Raw genomic sequence first — 22,201 nt, 5'->3', positions numbered from 1 at the left:
TTCACTTGCACCTCTATCTCATGGTGCGTATGTTTTCGCAGGTGACGAGCTGTCTTGAGCCAGTACAATGTCACACTGCAACCGGCTGGGTCAACGGTGCAGCTTCGATGACCGACAGCGAGTCCTTCATCAGGGGTCGCCGGCGGGCAGGCCGGCCGCCCCATCCGCCGACCCGCGCCGCCGACGCTGCTCCCACAGCTCAGAACCGCCGAACCGCTCCTCCGCCCGATCAGCGCCGTCCTCCAGCCGGGTGCTGCCGAGGATCTCCAGCCGTCTTTGTGACGGACCCTTGAGGTGGGCCACTCGTTCAGGCGGCGGACAGCAGCGTGTTCGCGCGGGACAGGACGGTGTCGAGGACGCGGCCCGCGGTGGCCAGGTCCTCCGGCGGCAGGTCGCCCCACAGCCGGCCGGTGAGGTCGGTGATGGCGGCGCGGACCCTCGTCCACTCGGTCCTGCCGTGCTCGGTCGGCTCGACGATGCCGTCCGTGGTGGTGTGGACCAGGCCGGCCGCCGCCAGCTCGGCGAGGAGCCGGTGAACGGTGGCCTGGTCGACCTTCAGGGAGTGGGCGACGCGTTCGGCGAGGGCGTCCGCGGACAGGGTTCCTTCGCTGACGACGGTCAGGGTCAGCGTCACCCACTGGGGTTCGGTGATGCCGGTCCCGGCCAGCAGGCGGTCGAGGATGGCGTTGAGGGCCTTCTCGGTCTGGCCGAGCACCTGGGCGCTGAAGGCAGACATGAATCTACTCCCTTACTAGTTGGTGTGGCCAACGTTGGCCACACCAACAATAACGCCATTCGTGGGCCGCGCCAACCATTTGTTAGGGTCGGCTCGTGAACACTCCCGAGGGGCCGCAGGCGGAGCGGCTGCGCAGGCTGCCGAGCAGGCTGACCAACGGTGCGGCGCTGATCGCCAACCGGCTCGTGGACCAGGCGCTGGCCGAGGCCGGCGCCCGCCGCTACCACTACGCCCTGCTCGCCACCCTGGAGGAGTTCGGCCCGGCCAGCCAGGCCGAGCTGGGCCGCCGCACCGGCATCGACCGCAGTGACGTGGTCGCGGCCGTCAACGACCTCGCGGAACGGGGCTTCCTCGAGCGCACGCCCGACCCCGGCGACCGCCGCCGCAACATCATCACCATCACCCCGGCCGGCCGGAAGCAGCTCGCCGACCTCGACCGGCTGCTCGCCGACGTCCAGGACGACTACCTCGCTCCGCTGTCCGCCACCGACCGGCGGACCTTCATCGACCTCCTCACCCGCCTGACCGAGCACCACTCCGGCCGCTGAGGAAGTCGCGGACGAGCCGGTCATAGCGGGCGCGGTCCACGTTCCACGCCTCAGTGTGCCCGCCCTGCTCGAACGGCTCGAACCGGATCGGCCAGCCCAGCCGGGCGCCCGTGGTGACGAGGTCGTACGCCTCCTGGATGGGGTGCTCGGTGTCCGGAACGGTGTGGATCAGCAGGAGGGGCGGCCTGACGCGGGGCGGGTGGCGAATCAGGCTGAGCCGGTCGGTGTCGACGCCGGTGCGCCACTCGGTGACCAGCCCGGCCGGCCCGGCCACGAAGGCGGGCAGGCCGGCGTTGCGCGCGCCCTGTTCCTCGGTCATCCGTACGTCGATCATGGGCGCGTCCATGATGACGCGGTCGACCAGGGTCGCGAGCGGTGACCGGCCGAGGAGCTGGCCGACGATCTGGCCCCCCATCGAGGTGCCGTACAGGATGAAGCGCCGCGCCCCCATGGTCGTGGCGTGCCGCAACGCCGCCTCCAGGTCGCGCCACTCCGCGTCGCCCAGGTGCAGCAGGCCGTCGGGCGAGGGCGGGGCGCCTTCGTCGTTGCGGTACGTGATGTCCAGGAACGGCAGCCCCAACTCGTGCACCACGGGGAGGATCTTCAGCTCGGCCTTGCGCCGCCCGTTCTGCCCGTGCACGGCGACGACCCACGTGGTGCCGTCGCCCGGCACGTACCAGGCGGGCGCCGGTCCCAGCTCGGTGGGCACCATGATCTCGGTGTAGTCGATCCCCCAGGCGACCTTCGGATCGCCCGGCGGCACGTTGCCGAAGTGGCCAGGGGTGCCGGCCGAGGGGACGGGGCCGCGCAGCACCTCGCGGGTGACGCGGTCCGGCGTCTCGGACACGACGTCGCCGAGCATGGAGTGCGCGCCGCTCCACTCCAGCCAGTACGTGCCGGGCGCGGCCGTCTTCGATGTCCGCGCGAGCGTCACGGTGTCGCCCTGGACGGCGAGCACCTGGGCGTTGCCGGTGCCGTGGCGCACGACCTTGATCGACTGGTCGCTGCCGTACCAGGCTCCGGCCCCCGCTGCCACGACCACGAGCACCAGGACGGCCGCCGCCGCCCACCACTTAACGGACGCCATCGAAGATCCTGCGCACCGCACGCCGGCACAGCTCGCGGAAGCCGTCCTCCGCCAGGCCGATCCGGCCGCCGAGATAGAGCTGCACGAGCCCCTGGACGGAGGCCGTCAGCGTCAGCGTCACCTCCAGCGGGTCGTCCTCGCGCAGCACCTTCTCCCGCATGCCCTCCTCGACCAGCGCGACGAGCAGCCCGAACGGCGGGACGTCACCGCGGAAGTCCTCGGGGAAGCGCCTGGCCCGCTCGCGGCGGTCGGTCATGAGGAACGTGTACAGATGGGGCTGGCCCAGGGCGAAGTCGAGGAAGTCGTCCAGCAGCCCGAACGCCCGCTCCTCCCAGGACCCGCCCGGCGCCCGGCTCCCCCAGCCCTCGGCCAGCTCGCGGAAGGCCCGCTCGGCCACCTTGTCGAGCAGCGCCTGCCGGCTCGGGAAGTGCTTGTAGGCCGCCATGGGAGACACCCCGGCCAGCCCGGCCACCCGCCGCATGGTCACGGCCTCGGCGCCTTCGCCGACGAGGATGCCGCGCGCGGCGTCGGCGATCCGCTCTGCTGCAGTCGTCATGGTGTACACGGTAAACCATGCAGGTTTACCGTGTACACCTCGAAGAAGCGCTGGCAGACGTCGCCGACCGCGTGGGCGCTCCGACTCGTCGCCCTCGACGTCGACGACGACCGCCTCGCGCAGCCCGTAGCGGGGTCTCCAGCTCCTGCTCAAGGGTCAGGAGAAGCAGTTCGCGCCGCCGAAGGTTGCTCAACGTTATTGACACGCATCGCGCGGATCAGCCAATCTACGAGCACGATAGATTATGCATTGCTGAATAAATATGCCAGACCGGAGACTGGATGCGCCAGCGCAGAGTCATCATCGACACGGACGCCAAGAACGAGGCCGACGACCAGCTCGCCATCGTGCACGGCCTCCTGTCCCCCACCTTCGGCGTCCGAGGGCTGATTCCCGCCCACTTCGGCACCCGGGGCTCGCGGCGCAGCATGGAGGAGTCGCGAGAGGAGATCGACCTCCTGCTCGACCCCCGGGCTCGTCGGCCGCCCCGTGGTCGTGATCTGGATCGGCGGGTCCGGATACCGCGGCTACGACGAGGGCGCCAAGGTCGAGTTCAACCTCTCCAGCGACGTCCACGCCGCCAACGTGGTGTTCGGCTCCGGCATCACACTGTGGCAGGTGCCCCGCGACGTCTACACCAAGGTCTCGGTGAGCTACGCCGAGCTGAAGGAGAAGATCGGCGACGCCGGCCCGCTGGGCCGCTACCTGATCGACCAGCTCCGCGAGTGGAACGCCACCTACCATCCCGGGCCGATCGAGCCCCGTTCCCTGGGCGACTCGCCGGCGATCGCGCTGACGCTCTTCCCGCAGAGCGGCAACCCGCGCGTACGGCCCGCGCCCCGCTTCGGCGCCGACGGCTCCTACCTGCCCGGATCGAACCACCCGATCAGGGTCTGCGAGGAGGTCGACGTGCGCTTCCTGCCGGCGGACATGTTCGCCAAGATCCGAGCCTTCGGCGGAGTGCACCCCTAGGACCGCCTAGCAGAGGAGATTCGAAGTCGTGCCCATCCTCATCGCGTACACGCTGCTGCAGCGGTGGATCGTCGCCGGGCTCGCCGCCGGCGCCACCAAGGGATAAGGGAGTGATGACCATGCCGACCTTCGGCGCAGGTATCTGGCACTTCGCCACCTACAAGGACCGTTACGCCACCGACGGCTACGGGCCGCCGGTCGGGCTGCTGGAGCAGATCGACCGGGCGGGAGCCGTGGGCGAGCTGTCGGTGGTGGACCTGAACTGGCCGTTCGTCGGGTTCGACGGCACTTCGGACGACGTCAAGGCGGCCCTGGCCAGGAACGATTTGAGCGCGATCGCGATCACCCCTGAGATCTATACGCGCGACTTCGTCAAGGGCTCGTTCACCAACCCCGACCCGGCCGTGCGCAAGAAGGCCATCGCGTTGATGCACGACGCCACCGAGGTGGCTCTGGAGCTGGGCTGCTCGTACGTGAAGCTGTGGCCGGGCCAGGACGGCTGGGACTACCCGTTCCAGGTGAACTACCACGACGTCTGGCAGCTCGCCCTCGACGGCCTGACCGAGCTGTGCTCCGCGCACCCCGAGATCAACTATGTGATCGAGTACAAGCCGCGCGAGCCCCGCGTGAAGATCATCTTCCCGAGCGTGGCCCGCACGCTGCTCGGCATCGAGCGCATCGGCCTGCCCAACCTGGGCATCCTGCTCGACTTCGGCCACTCGCTCTACGGGCAGGAGACCCCGGCCGACGCCGCCCAGCTCGCCATCGACCACGGCCGGCTGTTCGCCATCGACGTCAACGACAACATGCGCGGCTGGGACGACGACATGGTCGTCGGCTCGGTGCACCTGGTGGAGACGTTCGAGTTCTTCCACACGCTGCGCAGGAACAACTGGGACGGCGTCTGGCAGCTCGACCAGTTCCCCTTCCGCGAGGACAGCGTCCAGGCCGCCGAACAGGCCATCCGCTTCCTGAAGGCGATCGACCGCGCGCTCGGCGTCCTGGACGACGAGGCGCTCGCCCAGGCACAGGCCGCGCACGACGCGCTGGCCGCCCAGCGGCTCGTCCAGAACGCGCTGCTGACCTCGATGGCGGGCCTGGAGGAGGCATGACCGACCTCGCCGAGGTCGTGCACAGCCACGTCACGCTGCCGGTGTTCGGCAGGGTGGCCCGGCACGCCGGCCGCGCGGAGCAGATCGCGCATCTCGCCGAGGCGGCCAGGCAGATCAGGATCCAGGACCTCAAGCTCATCCACCACGCGGGAGCGGGGCACATCGGCGGCGACTTCTCCGCCATCGACATCCTGACCACCCTGTACGGGGCGGTGCTGGACATCAGCCCGGAACGGGTCACCGACCCCGAGCGCGACCGCTTCATCCTCAGCAAGGGGCACGTGGCGGGCGCGCTCTACACCACCCTGGCGGCGTTCGGCTTCCTGCCGGCGGCCGAGCTGGCGACGTTCCTGCAGCCGCTGTCGGCGCTGAACGGGCATCCCAACCGCACGAAGGTCCCCGCGGTCGAGGCCAGCACGGGGCCGCTCGGGCACGGCCTGCCGGTGGCCGTCGGGCACGCGCTGTCGGCCAAGCTGGACGTGTCGCTGCGCCGCACGTACGTGCTGGTCGGCGACGGCGAGCTGCAGGAGGGCAGCAACTGGGAGGCGATGATGGCCGCCTCCCAGCACCAGCTCGAACGCCTCACCGTGATCGTCGACCGCAACCGGCTCCAGCAGGGCGCCACCGTCAAGGAGACCAACGACCTCGACCCGCTCGCGGACAAGGCGGCGGCGTTCGGCCTGGCCGTGGTCGAGGTCAACGGGCACGACCACGGCGAGCTGCTGGACGTGCTGTCGTCGGTGCCGTACCGGCCGGGCAGGCCCACGTTCGTGATCGCCCACACCAACAAGGGACATCCGATCTCGTTCATGAGCGGCAACGTCGCCTGGCACCACAAGGTGCCGGACGAGGCGCACTACCGGCAGGCGCTGAGCGAGCTGGAGAAGGAGCATTGATGCCGCGTACCTCGGTCGCCGACCTGCCCCGCTTCGACTGCAGGGACGCCTACGTCGCGACCCTGTCCGAGCTGGCCGGCGCCGACCAGCGGATCGTCGGCGTGGTCAACGACTCGGTCGGCTCCAGCAAGCTGGCCGGCTTTCGCCGGTCCTTCCCGGACCGGCTGATCAACGTCGGGATCGCCGAGCAGGACATGGTCGGCGTGGCCGCCGGGCTGGCCAACGGCGGGCGCATCCCGTTCGTCTCGGCCGCCTCCTGCTTCCTCACCGCCCGCGCGCTGGAGCAGATCAAGGCCGACGTCGCCTACTCCAACCACAACGTCAAGCTGTGCGGCATGAGCCCCGGCGTCGCCTACGGCGAGCTGGGACCGACGCACCACTCCATCGAGGACATCGCCTGGCTGCGGGCCATCGCCAACCTGACCGTCATCGTCCCGGCCGACCCGGTCGAGACCAGCGCCACGCTGCGCTGGGCCGCCGCCGTCGAAGGGCCGGTGTTCGTCCGGGTCAGCCGGATGAGCGTGCCCCAGGTCAACCCCACCGACTACGCCTTCGTCCCCGGCCGGGCGGTGACCCTGCGCGACGGCGGCGACGTCACGCTGATCGCCAACGGCACCGTGCTGTGGCGGGCGCTGGTCGCCGCGGAACGGCTCGAGGCCGAGGGCGTCTCGGCCCGGGTGCTGTCGATGCCGACGGTCAAGCCCCTCGACACGGACGCGGTCGTGGCCGCCGCGCGGGAGACCGCCGGCATCGTGACGATCGAGGAGTCGACCATCGCCGGCGGCCTCGGAGGCGCCGTCGCCGAGACCGTCGTCCAGCACCATCCGGCCCGGGTCACGATCCTCGGCATCCCCGAGTTCGCGCCGACCGGCTCTGCGGAGTACCTGCTCGACCGCTACGGCATGTCCCCTGAGGGCATCGCCGATGCCGCACGGAGCCTGCTGCGCCATGGCTGACCCGCTCATCCTGGCCGTCGACCAGGGCACAAGCTCCACCAAGGCGCTCCTGGTCGACGCGCGCGGCCGGGTCGTCTCCCGCGCGGTCGCTCCCCTGTCCGAGTCGCAGCCGCGTCCCGGCTGGGTGGAGCAGGACCCGGCCGAGCTGTGGGAAAGCGTGCGGCGGGCGGTCGCCGAGTGCGTCACGCCCGCCTGCGCGGGACGTGTCACGGGCATCGGGATCAGCAATCAGCGCGAGTCGCTGGTGCTGTGGGAGCGCCGCACCGGCGAGCCCGTCGGGCCGCTGCTGAGCTGGCAGGACCAGCGCACCGCCGGCCGCTGCCACGAGCTGGCCGGCGCCGCCGAGCTGGTCCGCTCGGTGAGCGGCCTGCCGCTCGATCCCATGTTCTCCGCGCTCAAGGCCCGCTGGCTGCTCGACACCTACGACCCCGACCGGCGGCGGGCGGGCGAGCTGTGCCTGGGCACGGTCGACTCGTGGCTGCTCAGCCGCTTCGGCGGCGAGCACCTCATCGAGGCCGGCAACGCCTCGCGCACCCAGCTGCTCGACGTCGCCACCGGCGACTGGGACGACCGGCTGCTCGAGCTGTTCGGCGTGCCGCGCGAGGTGCTGCCGCGGGTGGTGCCCTCGTGTGCCGCCTTCCCCGCCGCCCGCGGGCTGGCGCCGCTGCCGGACGGGGTGCCGGTGCTGGCGGTCATGGGCGACTCGCACGCCGCGATGTTCGCCCACGCCGGGTGGCGGCCGGGCGTGGTCAAGGCGACGTACGGCACCGGCTCGTCGGTGATGGCCATCGGCCAGGCCGGCCAGGCCGGCCAGGCCGGCGAGATCGGCGAGGTCGGCGAGGCGCGGGGCCTGTGCCGCAGCATCGCCTGGGACCTCGGCGACGGCCCCGCGTTGTGCGTCGAGGGCAACATCCGCGCCACCGGCCGGATGGTGAACTGGCTCGCCGACCTGTTCGGCGTCCCCGTCCCTGAGCTGCTCAAGGAGGCAGAGCCCACCGACGGCGTGCACTTCGTCCCCGCCTTCGGCGGGCTCGGCGCCCCCTGGTGGGACCCCGCCGCCACCCCCGTCATCACCGGCTTCTCCCTGGGCACCCGCCGCCCCCAGCTCGCCACCGCCGCCCTGGAGGCGGTCGCCTTCCAGATCGAGGACGTCCTGGCCGCGATCGAGCAGGCCGTCGGGCAGGTCCGCGTGCTCATGACGGACGGCGGGCTCACCCACAGCGACCGGCTGATGCGGCTCCAGGCCGACCTGAGCGGACGCCTCGTCGCCCGCTCGGGCGAGCACGACCTGTCCGCGCTCGGCGCGGCCGACGCCGCCGGGCTGACGGCCGGGCTGTGGACCCTCGGCGAGCTCGAACGCCGGCCCAGGCCCGCCGACACCTACGAGCCGGGGCTCGGCGAGGCGGAGCGCCGCGCCAGGAAGCACGCCTGGCACGAGGCCGTCCGCAGAGCCCGTCCCGCGCAGGAGAGGAGCGCCATCTGACCAGGACCCGCCGGCGCGTCCCGGCCCGCTGAGTCATCGTCATGGCCGTCGCCGCGCTCGGCGCCACCAGCGCCGGGGTCTCCGCCAGGAAGGAGGCGTCACGCCCACACGCCCGCCCGCCCCTAAACTTGGAGCGACGATCGGCGGCGTGAAGGGCGGGTACGGTGGTCCGGGACTCGGATGGAGTGGGCGACGTCTCCAAGGATCATCTGCGGCTCCTTGCCCGCGTCGCCCGGATGTACCACGAACAGGGCATCCGCCAGCCGGAGATCGCCGCCGCGCTCCATCTCTCCCAGCCGCGCGTGTCCCGCCTGCTGAAGGAGGCGGTCACGCGGGGCCTGGTCCGTACGGTGGTCACGCTCCCCGAGGGCGTGCACACCGAGCTGGAGGAGGAGCTGCAGCGCCGCTACGCGCTGCGCGACGCCGTGGTGGTCGACGTCGAGGACTACCAGGACGACGTCGTCCCCTCGCTCGCGACGGCGGCGGCCGCCTACCTCGACGTCACCTTCACCGGCGGCGACGTGATCGGCCTCGCCGCGTGGAGCCAGACGCTGCAGGCGGTGGTGCAGCGGCTGCCGCAGAAGAACGTCCAGGTCGCCGACCGGGTGATCCAGCTCGTGGGCGGCCTCGGCAGCGCCGCCGACCAGGTGCGCGCCACCCGGCTCATCGCCCGCCTGGCCGACCTCACCAACGCCCATCCCGTCTTCGTGCCGCTGCCCGGCCTGGTCGCCACCCCCGCGACGCGCGAGGCGCTGCTCCAGGACCCCGACCTGACCGAGGTGCAGGCGCAGTGGCGTGAGGTGACCGTCGCCCTCGTCGGCATCGGCGAGCCGGCCTCCGCGCCCGTCAGGGACGCCGACCGGGACGAGCTCCGCGCCGCCGGCGGGGTCGGCGAGGTCTGCCTGCACTTCTTCGACGCCACCGGCAAGCCCGTCGCCTCCGATCTCGACCGGCGCGTCATCGGCATCGACACCGCCTCCTTCGGCGCCGTCGGGCGGCGCGTCGCCGTCGCGGGCGGCCTGCGGAAACTTCCCGCGATCAGGGCGGCGCTCGAAGGCGGCTGGGTCAACATCCTCGTCACCGACCTGCGCGTGGCCCGCCGGCTCTGCTCCTGACCTCCGAGGCTCAGGCGGCCACGTAGCGGTCGCTCACCTCGCCGCGCAGGTGCCCCGGCGGCAGCTTGCGGCCGTAGGTCAGCAGGAGGAGGTCCTGCGCCGAGCCGATCAGCGGGACGCCGGCGCCGACGACTACTTCGCCGCCGCCGCCCGCCCTGGTCACCCCGGACGTGCTCGGCGCGCCTTGAGGGGGTCAGCGCGGGATCGCCCAGCTCGGCGTCCAGGTTCCGGCCGGGTCCTGCCAGGCCGCCGTGGTGGCGAGGTAGGCGCGGAGGGTGGCGAGCGCGGGGAGCGGGTCGTCGCGGCGCCACAGCAGCGCGTGCGGGTAGACGGGGGTGGGGCCGGTGACGGGGATGCGGCGCAGGCCGTGGCCCTCGGGCCAGACCAGGCGGGTGCGCTCCCCCATGAACGTGGCCAGGGCCGGGGTGTCGGCGATGGTGTCGAGGAGCGCGTCCGAGCCGAAGTTGGGCCCGGTCACCTCGATGGTCAGGCCGAACTCCGCGACGAGGTCGTCGTAGAAGGTGGCCCACTCGGTGCCGGGGACGATGCCCGGCATCCAGATCCGGTGCCCGGCGAGCCGGGCGACCGTGACCGACTTCGCGCCGGCCAGCGCGTGGGCGGGGCCGGTGAGCAGTTGCAGCGGCTCGTCGAGGACGCGTTCCGCCGCGACGTCGTCCGGCAGGGGCCGGCTCGGCATCGTGACGGCGCGGAACGACGCGTCGATGGCGCCCGACCTGATGGCGGCGATGGCGTCGTCGATGCCGAACAGCATCACCACGTCCAGCTCGATCTCCGGGTACGCGCGATGGAACGCCCGCATCACGCCCGACGCCGCGCTGCGTGAGGCGAGCATGTCGACGCGCAGCGGGCGGCGGCCGGTGCGCACGGACGCGACCGCTCGCTCGGCGGCCCGCAACAACTCGCGGGCGTGCGGCAGGAACGCCTGACCGTCGATGGTGAGCTCGGCGCCGCGCGGTGCGCGGGTGAACAGCCGTACGCCGAGGGCGCGTTCCAGGGCGGCGATCCGCTTGGATACGGCCTGCTGGGTGACCCTCAGCTCGGCGGCGGCCTCCTGGAACCGGCCCGCGTCGGCGGCGGTGACGAAGGTGCGTACGGCGTCGAGGTCCATGCCCGGCACTGTACAACCGATCGTTGTACCCGCAGTTGTTTGATCTTCCTGCCCCGCACGTGCTTCGCTGCTGGCGATCGTCCATCGAGCAAGGAGCGTCATGCGGGAGTTCAGGTGGTTCTGGGCCGCGTACGGCACCAGCGCGCTCGGCACGTGGCTCGCCTTCGGCGCGTTCCCGCTGATCGCGATCCAGGTGCTGCACGCGGGACCGGCGCAGGTCGCGGCGCTGTCCTCGGTGGGCGCGCTGGCGGGCGCGGCGCTGGCGGTGCCGCTGGGGCCGTGGGTGGAGTTCCGCCGCAAGCGGCCGGTGCTGGTCGGGACCGACCTGGTACGGTTCGCGGCCCTGCTGACGATCCCGGCCGCGTACGCGCTGGGCGTGCTCTCCTTCGTCCAGCTCCTGCTGGTCTCGGTCGTCGTCGCGGCGGCCGACCTCACCTTCCGCGCGGCCTCAGGGGCGTACCTGAAGGCCCTGATCCCGGCCGAGCACCTGCTGGCCGCCAACGCCCGCCTGGAGTCGACGACCTGGACGACCACGATCGCCGGCCCGCCCCTGGGCGGCGCCGCGATCGCCCTGCTCGGGCCGGTGGCGACGGTGGTGGCCGACGCGGTCAGTCATCTCCTCTCGGCCCTGTTCCTGCGCGCGACCGGCGGCGGCGAGCCGCGCCCCGAGCCCCGGCCGGGCGCGCGGCCGCGAGCCCGTGACCTGCTGGAGGGGTGGCGGTTCATCCTCGCCGACCCGGCGCTGCGCCCGCTCTTCCTCAACACCGCCCTGTTCAACGGCCTGCTGATGGCGATGGACGCGCTGCTCGCCGTCCTGATGCTGGGCCCGCTCGGGTTCACGTCCTGGCAGTACGGGCTCGCCTTCGCCGCGGCCGCGATCGGCGGGCTGCTGGGGGCGCGGCTGGCCAGGCCGCTCGCCGCCCGGTACGGGTCGCACCGGGTCATGGTCGCGGCCGGGACGCTGCGCGCGCTCTGGCCCCTGGGTCTGACCTTCGTCGGGCCCGGCACCGGCGGGCTGCTGCTGGTGATGGGCGTCCAGCTCGGGCTGATCTTCTGCTGCGCCGTCTTCAATCCCCTCGTCGCCACGCACCGGCTCGCCCGCACCACGTCCGACCGCATCGCCCGTACGCTGTCCGCCTGGTCGGTGACGACCAGGGTCACGACCGCGCTGCTGACGGCCGCCTGGGGCGCGCTGGGCGCCCTGCTCGGCCCCCGCCCCGCCATCGCCGTGGCCGGCGTCCTCCTGCTGGCGACCCCGCTCCTCCTCCCCCGCCGCCCCGCTCCGCTCCGTGAGTGATTCCCGCCCCTCCTGCTCTCAGGAGGCCGCCGAAAGGGAATCGCGAACGGGACGAATATCCGGCCACTAAAGTGTGGCCCCATGCACCGACGTACCGGCGCGCTGCCTGCCATCTTGCTGATCATCGCACTCGGGCAGGCCAGTTGGGTGCTGTACAGCACGGTCACCGGATTCGAAGTGGACATCGAGCACGGTCGCGAGTGGACCCGGAATCTCACCCTGGGAATGGTGACGGCCGCTGAGACGGCAGGCATTCTCCTCCTTCTCTTCCGGCGCGGTGCGGGATTCGTGATCGCGCTGATCGCCGAGGTCTTCCGGGTGCTCATCGCCGGGTGGACGAGCACATCGTCGGACGACGGGTATGTGTACTTGGCCGCCATCGGCGTGGTGACGCTGATGTGCGCCCGGCTGCGGCCGGCTCTCCGGAGTGTCGAGGCGAGCCGCGTATCACCCGAGCGTGATCTCGAACCGGCCGAACCGGAAAGCCGAACGGCCGACACCTTTCTCAGCTATTCGCGCCGGCAATATTATTTCGCCGAATCCTTGATGCTCCGGCTGGAAAGTCAGGCATTGTCCGTGTGGTTCGACACGCGGCGGATTCACGCGGGAGCCGACTGGAAAGAAAGCGTGGACCAGGGCCTGTCGGCATGCACCTCCCTGGTGCTGGTGGCGTCACGTGACGCTCTCGCCTCGCCAAGCGTGGACTATGAGTGGCGTACGGCACTCGGCCAGGGAAAACCGGTCTATGTCGTGCTCTTCGAGAGCGTCGGCCTGCCACCCGAGCTGAGCCGCGATGCCCTGGCGATCATCGACATGCGCAGCCGGTTCGCATCGAAGGCGAGAGTGCTGGCGCACCTGCTCGTCCGGCCGCAGCGCCACCGCGACAGGACCGCGACCCCACTGATCCTGCCGCCCGGCGTCCTGCTGGTGACGACCGCTCTGCTCCTGATACTCGCGGCGAGCGTATTCTTCGACGTCCTCAATGCGCGGACATTGGTGGCGATCACCACTCCGCACCCGAAGAACATCCCGGACAACAGCTCCGCGGGCTTCACGACCCATCTGCTGGGGTTCAGCTTTCATGGCTTGCCCAGCAAGGTCTTCGCGTTTCTCGGCATCGCCGCGGGCACGTTGCTGCTCACCACGTTGACGGCGTTCCTGCTGACGGCGGTCCTGCGCCGACGGCGGTTCGCCCCTTCCCTGCTCCCCTTGACGCTGCTCGGCTCAGGCTGGCTCTACCTGAACACCAGCTTCCTTCAGCATTCGACCGACCACATCGTCACCAGCATCAGCGACGGCTGGATGACGGCACCCGCCAACCTGCACTCCTCGGCCTGGCGAGATCTGGACGACATGCTCCTCGGCCGGCACATTCCTTACGACTCGTCGTCCACTTACGACTACGGCTCCCCGTTTCTCTCCGTCGGCGACGCGGCGCTGTTCCTGGCGGCCACGAGCGCGCAATGGCGCTGGCCGGCTCTGGCGCTTCTCGCGCTCGGCGTGATCGCGTTCCTGACGGCGCGGAACTCCGGCTCCTGGTATCGCCGGCTCCCGACGGGAAACGCGTCAGAGAAGGCGCGTGCGCGGCACAACAGGTTTCCGGGCGCTCATGACAAGACCAGTCCCGTTCGCGCCGACCGCACGCCGCGCCTGCTGCACCATCCCGCCGACGGCCACATCGCGGCGGAAATGGCGGACGCCCTGCCCGGGCACCTGCACACCGGCGGCGACATCGTCCTGCTGAGCAATCACACCGAACTCGCCTGGCTGGAAGCACTCGAACGCGAGAACGCCCACCTCATCTACGTGATCTGCACCGACATCCAGCCCGCCGGGACCCTGGAACGTCTTCATCGTTACCAGTGGTTCGACTATCGGAGCCGTTCCTCCAACAGGCTCGCCCTGCTCGCGCAAGGCTCGGGCCGGCTCCTCCCGGCGCTGCCCGAGGCGTTGACCAGAACGGTCCTTCCCGGACCGGTGCGCTACAAGAGCCTCACCATGAAACTGTGCGCGACGTGGCTGCTGGCCCTCACGTTGTTCGGACAGGGCCGGGTGTACAGCGGCTCCGGGCTTGACCCGGTCCTGAGCCGCGTCATCCCGGCGCTGGGCGAGCTGATGTCCTGGATCTGCGTACCGGGCTGCCTCTACCTGTACTGGCTGGCCGTCGAGCTCGCCTCGTCCCGCACCACGTACGCGCGTTTCCAGCGGCGCCTGACCATCGTCATGGCCGTGCTGTTCGTCACCCAGCTGCGTTTCCTGCTGTCCTTCGACGACCAGCTCAGCCTCGTCCTGCTGGGTACGCTGGCCAACGTTGTCATGGCCATGGTCTGGTTCACCCCCGACCCCGAGGGGATCCGACGATGGCTGCCGGAGCAGCACAGCCAGGCGAGCGGCGAGACCCTCGCCGTGCCGCTGCGGCACCGGCTCGCCAGGGAGTCGGGGCTTCACCTGGCCCTGTTCGTGTTCTTCTACCTGTCGAGCGCGGTCTTCTTCGCGGACATCGCGTGATCAGCAGTACGGGCTCGCCTTCGCCGGTCCCGGCGCCGGCGCCCTCCTGCCGGCGACCCCTCTGCTCCTCCCCCGCCGCAGCAAGCCCTGACAAATGCCCTGGAGATGCCCTTCCCGTGCCCCGGGACGAGATCGCCGGAATCCGGAAGATGGGCACACCGCGACGACACGAAGCCAACAAGGAAGGGCCGACGTCCATCGTCTCCGGCGGCCCGCAGGGCTGCCACGTCGTCGAGGCCTGGACGCAGACGCGCTAACGGCCGAGGAAGTCGGCGAGGCGAGCCGCCGAGTCGCCGCCGTGGCCGGCTGCCACGGCGGCGTCCACGGTGTCCTTGGCGGCCCGGGTGACGTCCGCGGGGACGCCAGTCTCCTCCAGGACGTGGACGATGTGGCCGAGGCTCGCGGCGACGGAGGTCAGCGCGGCCGAGTCCGCGCCTGAGAAGCGTCCCGCGTCGACGTCGGCGGCGAGGCCGGGCACCAGGTCGGCGACCAGGCCCGCCATCTGCTGGGCGTGCGGCGCGAGCGCCGTGGCCGGCACGTTCTGCCGCGCCGCGAGCGCGAAGGAGTGCATGAGACCGGCGATCGAGGTCCAGAACAGGTTGAGCAGCGCCACGTCGAAACTCGCCGCCCTGCCGGGGTCGTCTCCGAGGTGCACGGCCGTGCCGCCGAGCGCCGCCAGCGCAGGACGGTGGCGGTCGAACAGTTCGGCGGGGCCGCTGTAGAGGACGCGGGTCGCGCCGGTGCCGATGGCCGCCGCCGGGGTCATGATCGAGCCGTCGAGGTAGGGCACGCCCAGTTCGCCCGCCTTGGCGGCCAGCTCACGGGCGCGTCCTGGGCCGTCCGAGGTGAGGTTCACCAGCGTGGACGTGGGCAACCGGCCCGGCTCGGCCACCGCGCCGTCCACGATGGCCTCCACCGCGTCCGCGTCGATGACGCACACGACGGCCAGTTCGGCTGCCTCGAGTGCGGCCGACGGGCTGCCGGCCTCGACCGCGCCGCGGGCGATGAGGTCGCCGGCCTTGCCGGGGGTCCTGTTCCACACCGTGGTCGGGTGGCCGGCGGCGAGGAAGGCCGCGGCGATGGCCCGTCCCATGGGGCCCATTCCCAGCACGGACACCGGGGCATGCTGCATCGTCATGATCTCTCCGTCATAGGGTGACGCCGAAGGACGCCGTTACGCTAAAGGTTCACGTCGGCGTGAAGGTCAAGCCGGGAGGGCGACGGCAGGTGCGGATCGGTGCACTGGCGCGGCGTACGGGGGTGAGCGCCCGCGCGTTGCGCTACTACGAGGAGAAGGGGCTGCTGGTCCCAGGGCGTACGTCAGCCGGATATCGCGTCTACACCGAGGAGCACGTCGAGACGGTGCGGCGCATCAGGATCCTGCTGGCGGCGGGGCTCAACAGCGACATGGTCCGCGAGATCCTGCCCTGCATGGTCGACGACGGCGAGTTCCTCGCTCCGGGCTGCGAGGATCTCATCGCCGCCTTCGAGCACGAACGCCGCCGTATCGAGACCCAGATCGCCGAGCTGAACGACGTACGCTCAGCGCTGAGCGGCATCATCAGCGCCGGCAAGGCTCTCGCGAGCAGGTGAGCCGGCGAGCGGCAGGTCGTAGAGCGCGAGCTCGGCGTCGTCAGGGGCCTCGAAGAGCGTCACGTACCTCTCCATCCGTGCCCGGCTGATCACGGCCACCCCCGGCCGGCCGTTGCGGGCCTCGACGCGGCGGCACAGCTCATCGAACGGCGCGGAGAGGTAACGCAGCTCCACGAGTGCACCGGCGTCGCGCCCGGCCGCGCGCATCGCGTCCCGCTCTCCCCGCGTCCAGAAGCCGGACTCCATGACCACGCTCTGGCCGAGCCGCAACAGCTCCTGGGCGTGCCCGGTGAAGCGCCGCTCAAGGCGGGCGCGGGTGGGCTCGTCGAACAGGTCGATGCCCAGGTCCTCCAGCCACTCGTCCGGGCACAGGCGCACGGCGGGCACCTCCCGCGCCAGCCGTCTGGCCAGCGTCGTCTTCCCCGACCCGGGCAGCCCGCACAGCAGGATCATCCTGGGCCACGCCTTGATGGACGTCACCCCGGCATCCTCGCGCAACGGGCACCGTCCGGAAAAGGGTCTTCCACGCGGTGCGGCGGTCACTCCGCCCGGCGGTGGCTCAGCAGGTCGCCCGGCTGGCAGCCGAGGACCTCGCAGAGCCTGGTCAGGGTGGTGAACCTGATGGCCTTGGCCCGGCCGTTCTTCAGGATGGACAGGTTGGCCACGGTCACCCCCACCCGGTCGGCGAGCTCGGTGAGCGTCATGCCGCGCTCTTCCAGGAGCCGGTCGAGGTGGACGGTGATGGCGTGGGCGTCCGTCTCGGCCGGCATCAGACGGTGCCTTCAAGGTCGTCCCGCATGCGCACGCCCGTGCGCAGGACGCTCGCCAGCGCCAGCAGCCCGGCCCCGACGAGCGGCACGATCACGGGGATCTCCTGGCTGACATAGGTGGACTCGTTCGCGGCCATCGTGTCGAGCAGCGCCATCATCGCGACGTGCTCGATCTGCGGGGCCAGCAGGCCGCCGGTTAGCAGCCACCAGCCGAGGACCCGCACCTGGCGGGCGACCTGCGGCAGGTAGGCGCCTTCGCGCGCCCGCCACAGCAGCCGCCAGAGCAGGAAGAACGCGACGGCCGCCACGACGAAGCCGGGGAAGGTGGTCAGGGCCTGGAGGACGTACTGGCCGGCGTCGGGCGTGCCGTCCACGAACTGGAGATCGCCCGCCAGGGCCTTGACACCGGGCAGGACCCCCGCGGTGAACGCCGGCTCGTCCAGGCCGATGCCGTAGCGGCCGGGCGACTGGGCCACCACGTGCGGGTAGGTCAGGCCGAAGAGACCGGCCCTGGAGTAGAGCACCATTCCGGTGACGACCCCGGTCACCGCGACGAGACCCGCGAAGACCGCGGGCCGCCGGACCGCTCGACCGAGGGTGCTGGGCAGTGCAGCCATCAGCTGAACTCCGTTCCATATCGTTTTTCGATGCTATTGAGAAACGATAGCATCGAAAAACGATATGGCAAGTCGGTCAGGCCGTGCCGCCCCCCTGACTCGCCGTGCTCGCGCTCCATGAGGTCGAGGAACGTCCGGTAGCGGTGCGCGCCGGGTAGCCAGGGCGCGTGGAACCACGCCTCCCACTCCCCCTCGGCGGTCCTGACGCGCGGGTTGAGCAGCACCCACCCGTCGTCCCAGTGCCCGACCAGCAGGTCGCCGCCCGGCAGCACCTGACCGGCGAAGGGGACCAGCCCAAGGAGCACGGGCCGGCGGTCGGCGCGTGCCGCCGGCGTGGTCCCGGATATTCGCAGGTCGGGAGGGTAGGGGCGCGAGTGGAGGATGCATGCTGGGGTTGCCTGAGGGCATTCGCGGATGCCTGTTCGACATGGACGGTGTGCTGACACGCACCGCCACCGTCCATGCCGCCGCCTGGAAGTCGATGTTCGACGAGTTCCTGCACAAGTGGGCCGGCCGGACGGGGACGCCGTTCGTGCCGTTCGACGCCGCCGCCGACTACGACCGCTACGTGGACGGCAAGAAGCGCGCGGACGGCGCGCGCGGCTTCCTGCGATCGCGCGGCATCGAGCTGCCCGAGGGGACGCCGGACGACCCGCCCGACGCGATGACCGTGCAGGGGCTGAGCAACCGCAAGAACCAGCTCGTCCAGGCCGTCATCGAGCGGGACGGCGTACAGGTGTTCCCCGGCTCGGTCCGCTACGTGGACGAGGTGCGGCGGTCGGGGCTGCGCACGGCGGTGGTGTCGTCCAGCGCGAACACCGCGCAGGTGCTGGACGCGGCGGGCATCGCCGGGCGGTTCGAGGCCAGGGTCGACGGCGTCGTGGCGCAGGAGCGGCGGCTGGCGGGCAAACCGGCCCCCGACATGTACCTGGCGGCGGCCGAGGCGCTGAAACTGCAGCCGGGGCAGGCGGCGGTGTTCGAGGACGCGCTGGCGGGGGTGGCGGCGGGCCGGGCGGGCAGGTTCGGCTTCGTCGTGGGTGTCGATCGCGTGGGGCAGGCGGACGAGCTGCGCGGGAACGGCGCGGACATCGTGGTCACCGACCTGGCAGAGCTGCTGGAGGACACGCGATGATCCGGCACCCGGCGTTCACGATCGAGCCGTGGGCCCTGCGCGAGCACCGTCTCGACCTCGACGTGCTGGCGCAGACCGAGTCGCTGTTCGCGCTGTCCAACGGGCACATCGGGCTGCGCGGCAACCTGGACGAGGGCGAGCCGCACGCCGAGCCGGGCACCTACCTCAACGGCTGCTACGAGCTGCGCCCGCTGCCGTACGCGGAGGCGGGCTACGGCTACCCCGAGTCCGGCCAGACGGTGGTCAACGTCACCAACGGCAAGGTGATCAGGCTGCTGGTCGGCGACGAGCCGTTCGACCTGCGCTACGGCACCCTGCACCAGCACGAGCGGGTGCTGGACCTGCGGGCCGGCACGCTCACCCGCACCGCGCACTGGAGCTCTCCGACCGGCGCCCAGGTACGCATCACCTCGACCCGGCTGGTGTCGTTCACCCATCGCGCGATCGCCGCGATCAACTACGAGGTCCAGGCCGTGGACCGCCCGATCCGCGTCGTCGTCCAGTCGGAGCTGATCGCCAACGAGACCCGCACGCCCGCCTCCAGCGACCCGCGGGCCGCCGCGCCGCTGCGCTCCCCCCTCATCGAGGAGGAGAACGTCACCGGCGACGACGGCCTGGGCATCATGGTGCACCGCACCAGGGAGAGCGGGCTGCGGCTGGCGGCCGGCATGTGGCACGAGATCGAGGGCCCCGACGAGACGCTGACCGAGGGGCGGGGCGGCGACGACGTCAGCCGCCTGTCCGTCGCCACCCGCCTGTCGCCCGGCCAGACGCTGCGGGTGGTCAAGCTCTTCTCCTACGGCTGGTCGCGCCGGCGCTCGCGGGCCGCGCTGCACGACCAGGTGGCGGCGGCGCTGGCGGCGGCCCGCCTGACCGGCTGGGACGGCCTCTGCGCCGACCAGCGGCGCTTTCTCGACGCCTTCTGGGACGGGGCCGACGTCGAGGTGGAGGGCGACGACGAGGTGCAGCAGGCCGTCCGTTTCGGGATGTTCCATCTGCTGCAGTCGGCCGCGCGGCTGGAGTCGCAGCCCATCCCGGCCAAGGGCCTGACCGGCACCGGGTACGACGGGCACACCTTCTGGGACACCGAGATCTTCGTGCTGCCGGTGCTCACCTACACCTATCCCCCCGCCGTCGCCGACGCCCTGTCGTGGCGGCGCTCCACGCTGCCCCTGGCCAGGGAGCGGGCCACCCAGCTCGGGCTGGGCGGCGCGGCCTTCCCCTGGCGGACGATCCACGGCGAGGAGTGCTCGGGCTACTGGCCGGCGGGCACGGCGGCCTTCCACGTCAACGCCGACATCGCGCACGCCGTCACCCAGTACGTGGACGCCCTCGACGACGCCGTCTTCGACCGCGAGACCGGCTTGCCGCTGCTGGTCGAGACGGGCCGGCTGTGGTGCTCGCTGGGCCACCACGACGCGTCGGGGCGCTATCGCATCGACGGCGTGACGGGGCCCGACGAGTACACCGCGGTCGTGGACAACAACGTGTACACGAACCTGCTGGCCCAGCAGAACCTGCGCGCGGCGGCCGACGCGGCCGAACGCCATCCCGGCCCTGCGGGGCGGCTCGGCGTCACCGAGGAGGAGATCCGCACCTGGCGCGCGGGGGCGGAGGCGATGACCTTCCCCTTCGACGAGCGGCTCGGCGTGCATCAGCAGAGCGAGGGCTTCACCCAGCACGCGCTCTGGGACTTCGACGCCACCGGCGACCGTTACCCGCTGCTGCTGCACTTCCCGTACTTCGACCTCTACCGGCGGCAGGTGGTCAAGCAGGCGGACGTCGTGCTCGCCATGCACCTGCGGCCCGACGCCTTCACCCCTGAGCAGAAGGCCGCGAACTTCGCCTACTACGAGGCGCTGACCGTGCGCGACTCGTCCCTGTCGGCCTGTACGCAGGCGGTCATGGCCGCCGAGGTCGGATACCTGGACCTGGCCTACCGCTACCTCGGCGAGGCGGCGCTGATGGACCTCGCCGACCTGGAGAAGAACACGGTGGACGGCGTGCACATGGCCTCGCTGGCGGGGGCGTGGATCGCGCTGGTGTCGGGGTTCGGCGGGATGCGCGCGGGCGGTGGGCGGCTGCGGTTCGCGCCGTGCCTGCCCGCGGGCATCACCCGGCTGGGCTTCCGGCTGCGGTACCGGGGCAGCCTGGTGTGCGTCAGCGCCACGCGGGAGGTGACGACGTACCGGCTGCTGGACGGCCCGCCGATCACGGTGCTGCACTGCGGCGAGCGGGTCGAGCTGGGCGAGGAGCAGGTCACCCGGCCCAACCCGCGCCGCGAGGAGCCGGATCAGCCGGTACGCCAGCCGCCGGGCCGCGAACCCCGCCCCCGCTGACGGTCACGCCACGCGGCTCGCCCGGCAGGCATGGTCACGGACGAGGTCGTGGAACCGGTAGCGGCCTGGCGCGGCCTCGCGGAGCAGGTGCGCGTCCAGCAGCCGCTCCAGCAGCCGCTCGGCGTGCGGCGCGCTCGTCCCCAGCAGGGCGGCGGCGGTGCGCGGATCCACGTTCGCGCCGGCGCCGGTGCGCGCCCCCAGCAGCCGGTACGCGCGCCGCAGCTCGGCCGGCAGCCGCTCGTACGACCGGTCCAGGGCGGCGGCGACGTCGTGCCGCCCCGCGGCCAGCTCGGCCAGCCGGTCCCCGGCGAGCCGTTCGAGCAGGTCACGCACCCCCCACGTGGGACGCGAGCGCAGCCGCTCGGCGGCGATGCGCACGGCCAGCGGCAACGACCCGCAGCGGGCCACCACCTCGTACAGCTCGCCGCGCGGCACCCCGGACACCCGCTCCCGCCCCGCCACCTCGGCGAACAGGGCGACCGCCGCCGCCAGCGGAAGGACGTCCAGCGAGAGGGCTCGGGAGTCCCCCAGCCCGCTCAGCCGCCGCCGGCTGGTGACGATGACCCGGCAGCCGGGGCCTGCGGGCAGCAGCGGCTGGACCTGGTCCTCGTCGGCGGCGTCGTCCAGCACGACCAGCACCCGGCGCCGCGCCAGCACGCTGCGGTAGAGCGCGGCGCGGTCGTCGAGGTGGTCCGGCAGGTCCTCGCCGGGCACGCCGAGCGCGCGCGTCATCCGGGCGAGGGCCTCGCCGGGTTCCACGGGGGCCGTGCCGTGGCCGTGCAGGTCCACGTAGAGCTGCCCGTCGGGGAAGGCGGGGGCGAGCCGGTGGGCGGCGTGCACCGCGAGGGCCGTCTTGCCCGCTCCCGCCATGCCGTCGATGGCGACGAGCAGTGCCGGGCCCGCGCGGTGCGCGTTCTCGACCGTCGTCAGCTCCCCCTCCCGTCCGGCCAGCGCCGCGAGGCCGGCGGGCAGCTGGCGCGGCACGATCGGGTCGACGGCCGGCTCCCCCGCCGCCGGGCCGCGGGCGGCGGCGGCCAGTTGCTCGCGCTCCTCGCCGCACAGCCCGAGCGCCTGCGCGATCAGCAGCACGGACCTGCTGCGCGGCTGGAGCCCCCCGCTCTCCAGCCGCCGCACGGTCCTGACGTTGAGTCCCGCCTTCTCGGCGAGTTGTTCCTGGGTCAGCAGCGCACGCTTGCGCCATCCCCGGAGCAGCGCGCCCGCCGCGTGCCCGTCGCCGGTCTCCCCTGCGGCGCCGGGCAGAGTGCATCGTGCCGAGTACAAGACGTCTCCCGCGATCCCCCATGGAGGGTTCCGGCGCCGGGCCGGGCCTCTCGATCAAGTGGCAGCACGTCCAT

General features: G+C 71.9%; 24 protein-coding genes. 12 read left to right on the top strand and 12 right to left on the bottom strand.

The genetic code is table 11. The annotated features are described in order from the left end of the window. Positions 1–129 precede the first annotated feature (129 nt). The gene (locus ABZW11_RS07305) at positions 130–303 is read right to left on the bottom strand and encodes a hypothetical protein (RefSeq protein WP_355413638.1); all 174 of its coding nucleotides are present in this window, start codon (positions 301–303) and stop codon (positions 130–132) included. A 4-nt stretch (positions 304–307) separates the two neighbouring features. After that, entirely contained in the window at positions 308–736 is a 429-nt protein-coding gene (locus tag ABZW11_RS07300; protein ID WP_355413636.1) for a MarR family winged helix-turn-helix transcriptional regulator, read from the bottom strand. A gap of 95 nt (positions 737–831) precedes the next feature. Between ABZW11_RS07300 and ABZW11_RS07295 the strand changes: the two genes are divergently transcribed. After that, positions 832–1,284: a MarR family winged helix-turn-helix transcriptional regulator gene (locus ABZW11_RS07295; protein WP_355413634.1), complete on the top strand. Its 453-nt coding sequence runs from the start codon at positions 832–834 to the stop codon at positions 1,282–1,284. Here the strand turns inward: ABZW11_RS07295 and ABZW11_RS07290 are convergent. Together ABZW11_RS07290 and ABZW11_RS07285 are read right to left on the bottom strand one after the other, a co-directional pair. After that, on the bottom strand, positions 1,250–2,371 hold the full coding sequence (locus ABZW11_RS07290; protein WP_355413632.1) for a prolyl oligopeptidase family serine peptidase: 1,122 nt from the start codon (positions 2,369–2,371) through the stop codon (positions 1,250–1,252). The two genes, ABZW11_RS07295 and ABZW11_RS07290, sit on opposite strands and share 35 nt — an antisense overlap. Continuing rightward, complete coding sequence (locus ABZW11_RS07285; RefSeq protein WP_355413630.1) at positions 2,358–2,927, bottom strand: TetR/AcrR family transcriptional regulator; 570 nt, start codon at positions 2,925–2,927, stop codon at positions 2,358–2,360. Before ABZW11_RS07285 ends, ABZW11_RS07290 begins: the two co-directional genes overlap by 14 nt. Positions 2,928–3,416: 489 nt before the next feature. Here ABZW11_RS07285 and ABZW11_RS07280 point away from each other — a divergent pair, with 489 nt between their 5' ends. The 6 genes from ABZW11_RS07280 (at position 3,417) to ABZW11_RS07255 (ending at position 9,461) form a co-directional block, all read left to right on the top strand. Continuing rightward, entirely contained in the window at positions 3,417–3,899 is a 483-nt protein-coding gene (locus ABZW11_RS07280) for a hypothetical protein (protein WP_355413628.1), read from the top strand. 113 nt (positions 3,900–4,012) lie between these two features. Continuing rightward, the gene (locus ABZW11_RS07275; RefSeq protein ID WP_355413626.1) at positions 4,013–5,011 is read left to right on the top strand and encodes a sugar phosphate isomerase/epimerase family protein; all 999 of its coding nucleotides are present in this window, start codon (positions 4,013–4,015) and stop codon (positions 5,009–5,011) included. After that, positions 5,008–5,907: a transketolase gene (locus tag ABZW11_RS07270; protein WP_355413624.1), complete on the top strand. Its 900-nt coding sequence runs from the start codon at positions 5,008–5,010 to the stop codon at positions 5,905–5,907. Before ABZW11_RS07275 ends, ABZW11_RS07270 begins: the two co-directional genes overlap by 4 nt. Next, positions 5,907–6,863, top strand: coding sequence for a transketolase family protein (locus ABZW11_RS07265; protein ID WP_355413622.1), 957 nt, complete (start codon positions 5,907–5,909; stop codon positions 6,861–6,863). The genes ABZW11_RS07270 and ABZW11_RS07265 overlap by 1 nt, the downstream gene beginning before the upstream one ends. Continuing rightward, positions 6,856–8,346: an FGGY family carbohydrate kinase gene (locus ABZW11_RS07260; RefSeq protein ID WP_355413620.1), complete on the top strand. Its 1,491-nt coding sequence runs from the start codon at positions 6,856–6,858 to the stop codon at positions 8,344–8,346. Before ABZW11_RS07265 ends, ABZW11_RS07260 begins: the two co-directional genes overlap by 8 nt. Positions 8,347–8,510: 164 nt before the next feature. Continuing rightward, complete coding sequence (locus ABZW11_RS07255) at positions 8,511–9,461, top strand: sugar-binding transcriptional regulator (protein WP_355413618.1); 951 nt, start codon at positions 8,511–8,513, stop codon at positions 9,459–9,461. Between the two features lie 10 nt (positions 9,462–9,471). Here ABZW11_RS07255 and ABZW11_RS07250 read toward each other — a convergent pair whose 3' ends face one another. Together ABZW11_RS07250 and ABZW11_RS07245 are read right to left on the bottom strand one after the other, a co-directional pair. Then, a complete protein-coding gene (locus tag ABZW11_RS07250) occupies positions 9,472–9,624 on the bottom strand; it encodes a hypothetical protein (protein WP_355413616.1) in 153 nt (50 codons plus the stop codon). A gap of 30 nt (positions 9,625–9,654) precedes the next feature. Then, a complete protein-coding gene (locus ABZW11_RS07245; protein ID WP_355413614.1) occupies positions 9,655–10,590 on the bottom strand; it encodes a LysR family transcriptional regulator in 936 nt (311 codons plus the stop codon). A 100-nt stretch (positions 10,591–10,690) separates the two neighbouring features. Between ABZW11_RS07245 and ABZW11_RS07240 the strand changes: the two genes are divergently transcribed. Both ABZW11_RS07240 and ABZW11_RS07235 read left to right on the top strand, forming a co-directional pair. Then, on the top strand, positions 10,691–11,887 hold the full coding sequence (locus ABZW11_RS07240) for an MFS transporter (protein WP_355413612.1): 1,197 nt from the start codon (positions 10,691–10,693) through the stop codon (positions 11,885–11,887). 81 nt (positions 11,888–11,968) lie between these two features. Further along, complete coding sequence (locus ABZW11_RS07235) at positions 11,969–14,395, top strand: toll/interleukin-1 receptor domain-containing protein (RefSeq protein ID WP_355413609.1); 2,427 nt, start codon at positions 11,969–11,971, stop codon at positions 14,393–14,395. 253 nt (positions 14,396–14,648) lie between these two features. Here ABZW11_RS07235 and ABZW11_RS07230 read toward each other — a convergent pair whose 3' ends face one another. Next, the gene (locus tag ABZW11_RS07230; protein WP_355413607.1) at positions 14,649–15,533 is read right to left on the bottom strand and encodes an NAD(P)-binding domain-containing protein; all 885 of its coding nucleotides are present in this window, start codon (positions 15,531–15,533) and stop codon (positions 14,649–14,651) included. 89 nt (positions 15,534–15,622) lie between these two features. Between ABZW11_RS07230 and ABZW11_RS07225 the strand changes: the two genes are divergently transcribed. Next, positions 15,623–15,988, top strand: a complete 366-nt coding sequence (locus ABZW11_RS07225; RefSeq protein ID WP_355413605.1) for a MerR family transcriptional regulator — start codon at positions 15,623–15,625, stop codon at positions 15,986–15,988. Here ABZW11_RS07225 and ABZW11_RS07220 read toward each other — a convergent pair. From ABZW11_RS07220 to ABZW11_RS07205, 4 genes are read right to left on the bottom strand one after another with little or no spacing between them, the layout of a single operon-like run. Then, positions 15,938–16,468, bottom strand: a complete 531-nt coding sequence (locus ABZW11_RS07220; RefSeq protein WP_355413603.1) for an ATP-binding protein — start codon at positions 16,466–16,468, stop codon at positions 15,938–15,940. The genes ABZW11_RS07225 and ABZW11_RS07220 overlap by 51 nt on opposite strands. Positions 16,469–16,527: 59 nt before the next feature. Then, on the bottom strand, positions 16,528–16,758 hold the full coding sequence (locus ABZW11_RS07215; RefSeq protein ID WP_355413601.1) for a helix-turn-helix transcriptional regulator: 231 nt from the start codon (positions 16,756–16,758) through the stop codon (positions 16,528–16,530). Next, positions 16,758–17,375 carry a DUF2975 domain-containing protein gene (locus ABZW11_RS07210; protein ID WP_355413599.1) on the bottom strand — a complete coding sequence of 206 codons (618 nt, stop codon included), beginning with the start codon at positions 17,373–17,375 and terminating at the stop codon, positions 16,758–16,760. The genes ABZW11_RS07215 and ABZW11_RS07210 overlap by 1 nt, the downstream gene beginning before the upstream one ends. Continuing rightward, the gene (locus ABZW11_RS07205) at positions 17,375–17,680 is read right to left on the bottom strand and encodes a hypothetical protein (protein WP_355413597.1); all 306 of its coding nucleotides are present in this window, start codon (positions 17,678–17,680) and stop codon (positions 17,375–17,377) included. Before ABZW11_RS07205 ends, ABZW11_RS07210 begins: the two co-directional genes overlap by 1 nt. An 80-nt stretch (positions 17,681–17,760) precedes the next feature. Between ABZW11_RS07205 and ABZW11_RS07200 the strand changes: the two genes are divergently transcribed. Both ABZW11_RS07200 and ABZW11_RS07195 read left to right on the top strand, forming a co-directional pair. Next, positions 17,761–18,507, top strand: coding sequence for a beta-phosphoglucomutase family hydrolase (locus tag ABZW11_RS07200; protein ID WP_355413595.1), 747 nt, complete (start codon positions 17,761–17,763; stop codon positions 18,505–18,507). Further along, positions 18,504–20,846 (top strand): glycosyl hydrolase family 65 protein, encoded by a 2,343-nt coding sequence (locus ABZW11_RS07195; RefSeq protein ID WP_355413593.1) that lies wholly within the window; start codon positions 18,504–18,506, stop codon positions 20,844–20,846. Before ABZW11_RS07200 ends, ABZW11_RS07195 begins: the two co-directional genes overlap by 4 nt. A gap of 3 nt (positions 20,847–20,849) precedes the next feature. On the opposite strand, the gene ABZW11_RS07190 is transcribed toward ABZW11_RS07195, so the two are convergent. Next, complete coding sequence (locus ABZW11_RS07190; RefSeq protein ID WP_355413591.1) at positions 20,850–22,127, bottom strand: NB-ARC domain-containing protein; 1,278 nt, start codon at positions 22,125–22,127, stop codon at positions 20,850–20,852. Positions 22,128–22,201 lie beyond the last annotated feature (74 nt).

Origin of the sequence: Nonomuraea sp. NPDC004580 (assembly GCF_040609855.1) — a bacterium.
Lineage (GTDB): Bacteria > Actinomycetota > Actinomycetes > Streptosporangiales > Streptosporangiaceae > Nonomuraea > Nonomuraea salmonea.
The sequence above is the reverse complement of the archived record's forward strand: the minus strand, read 5'-3'. Positions and strand labels throughout refer to the sequence as shown.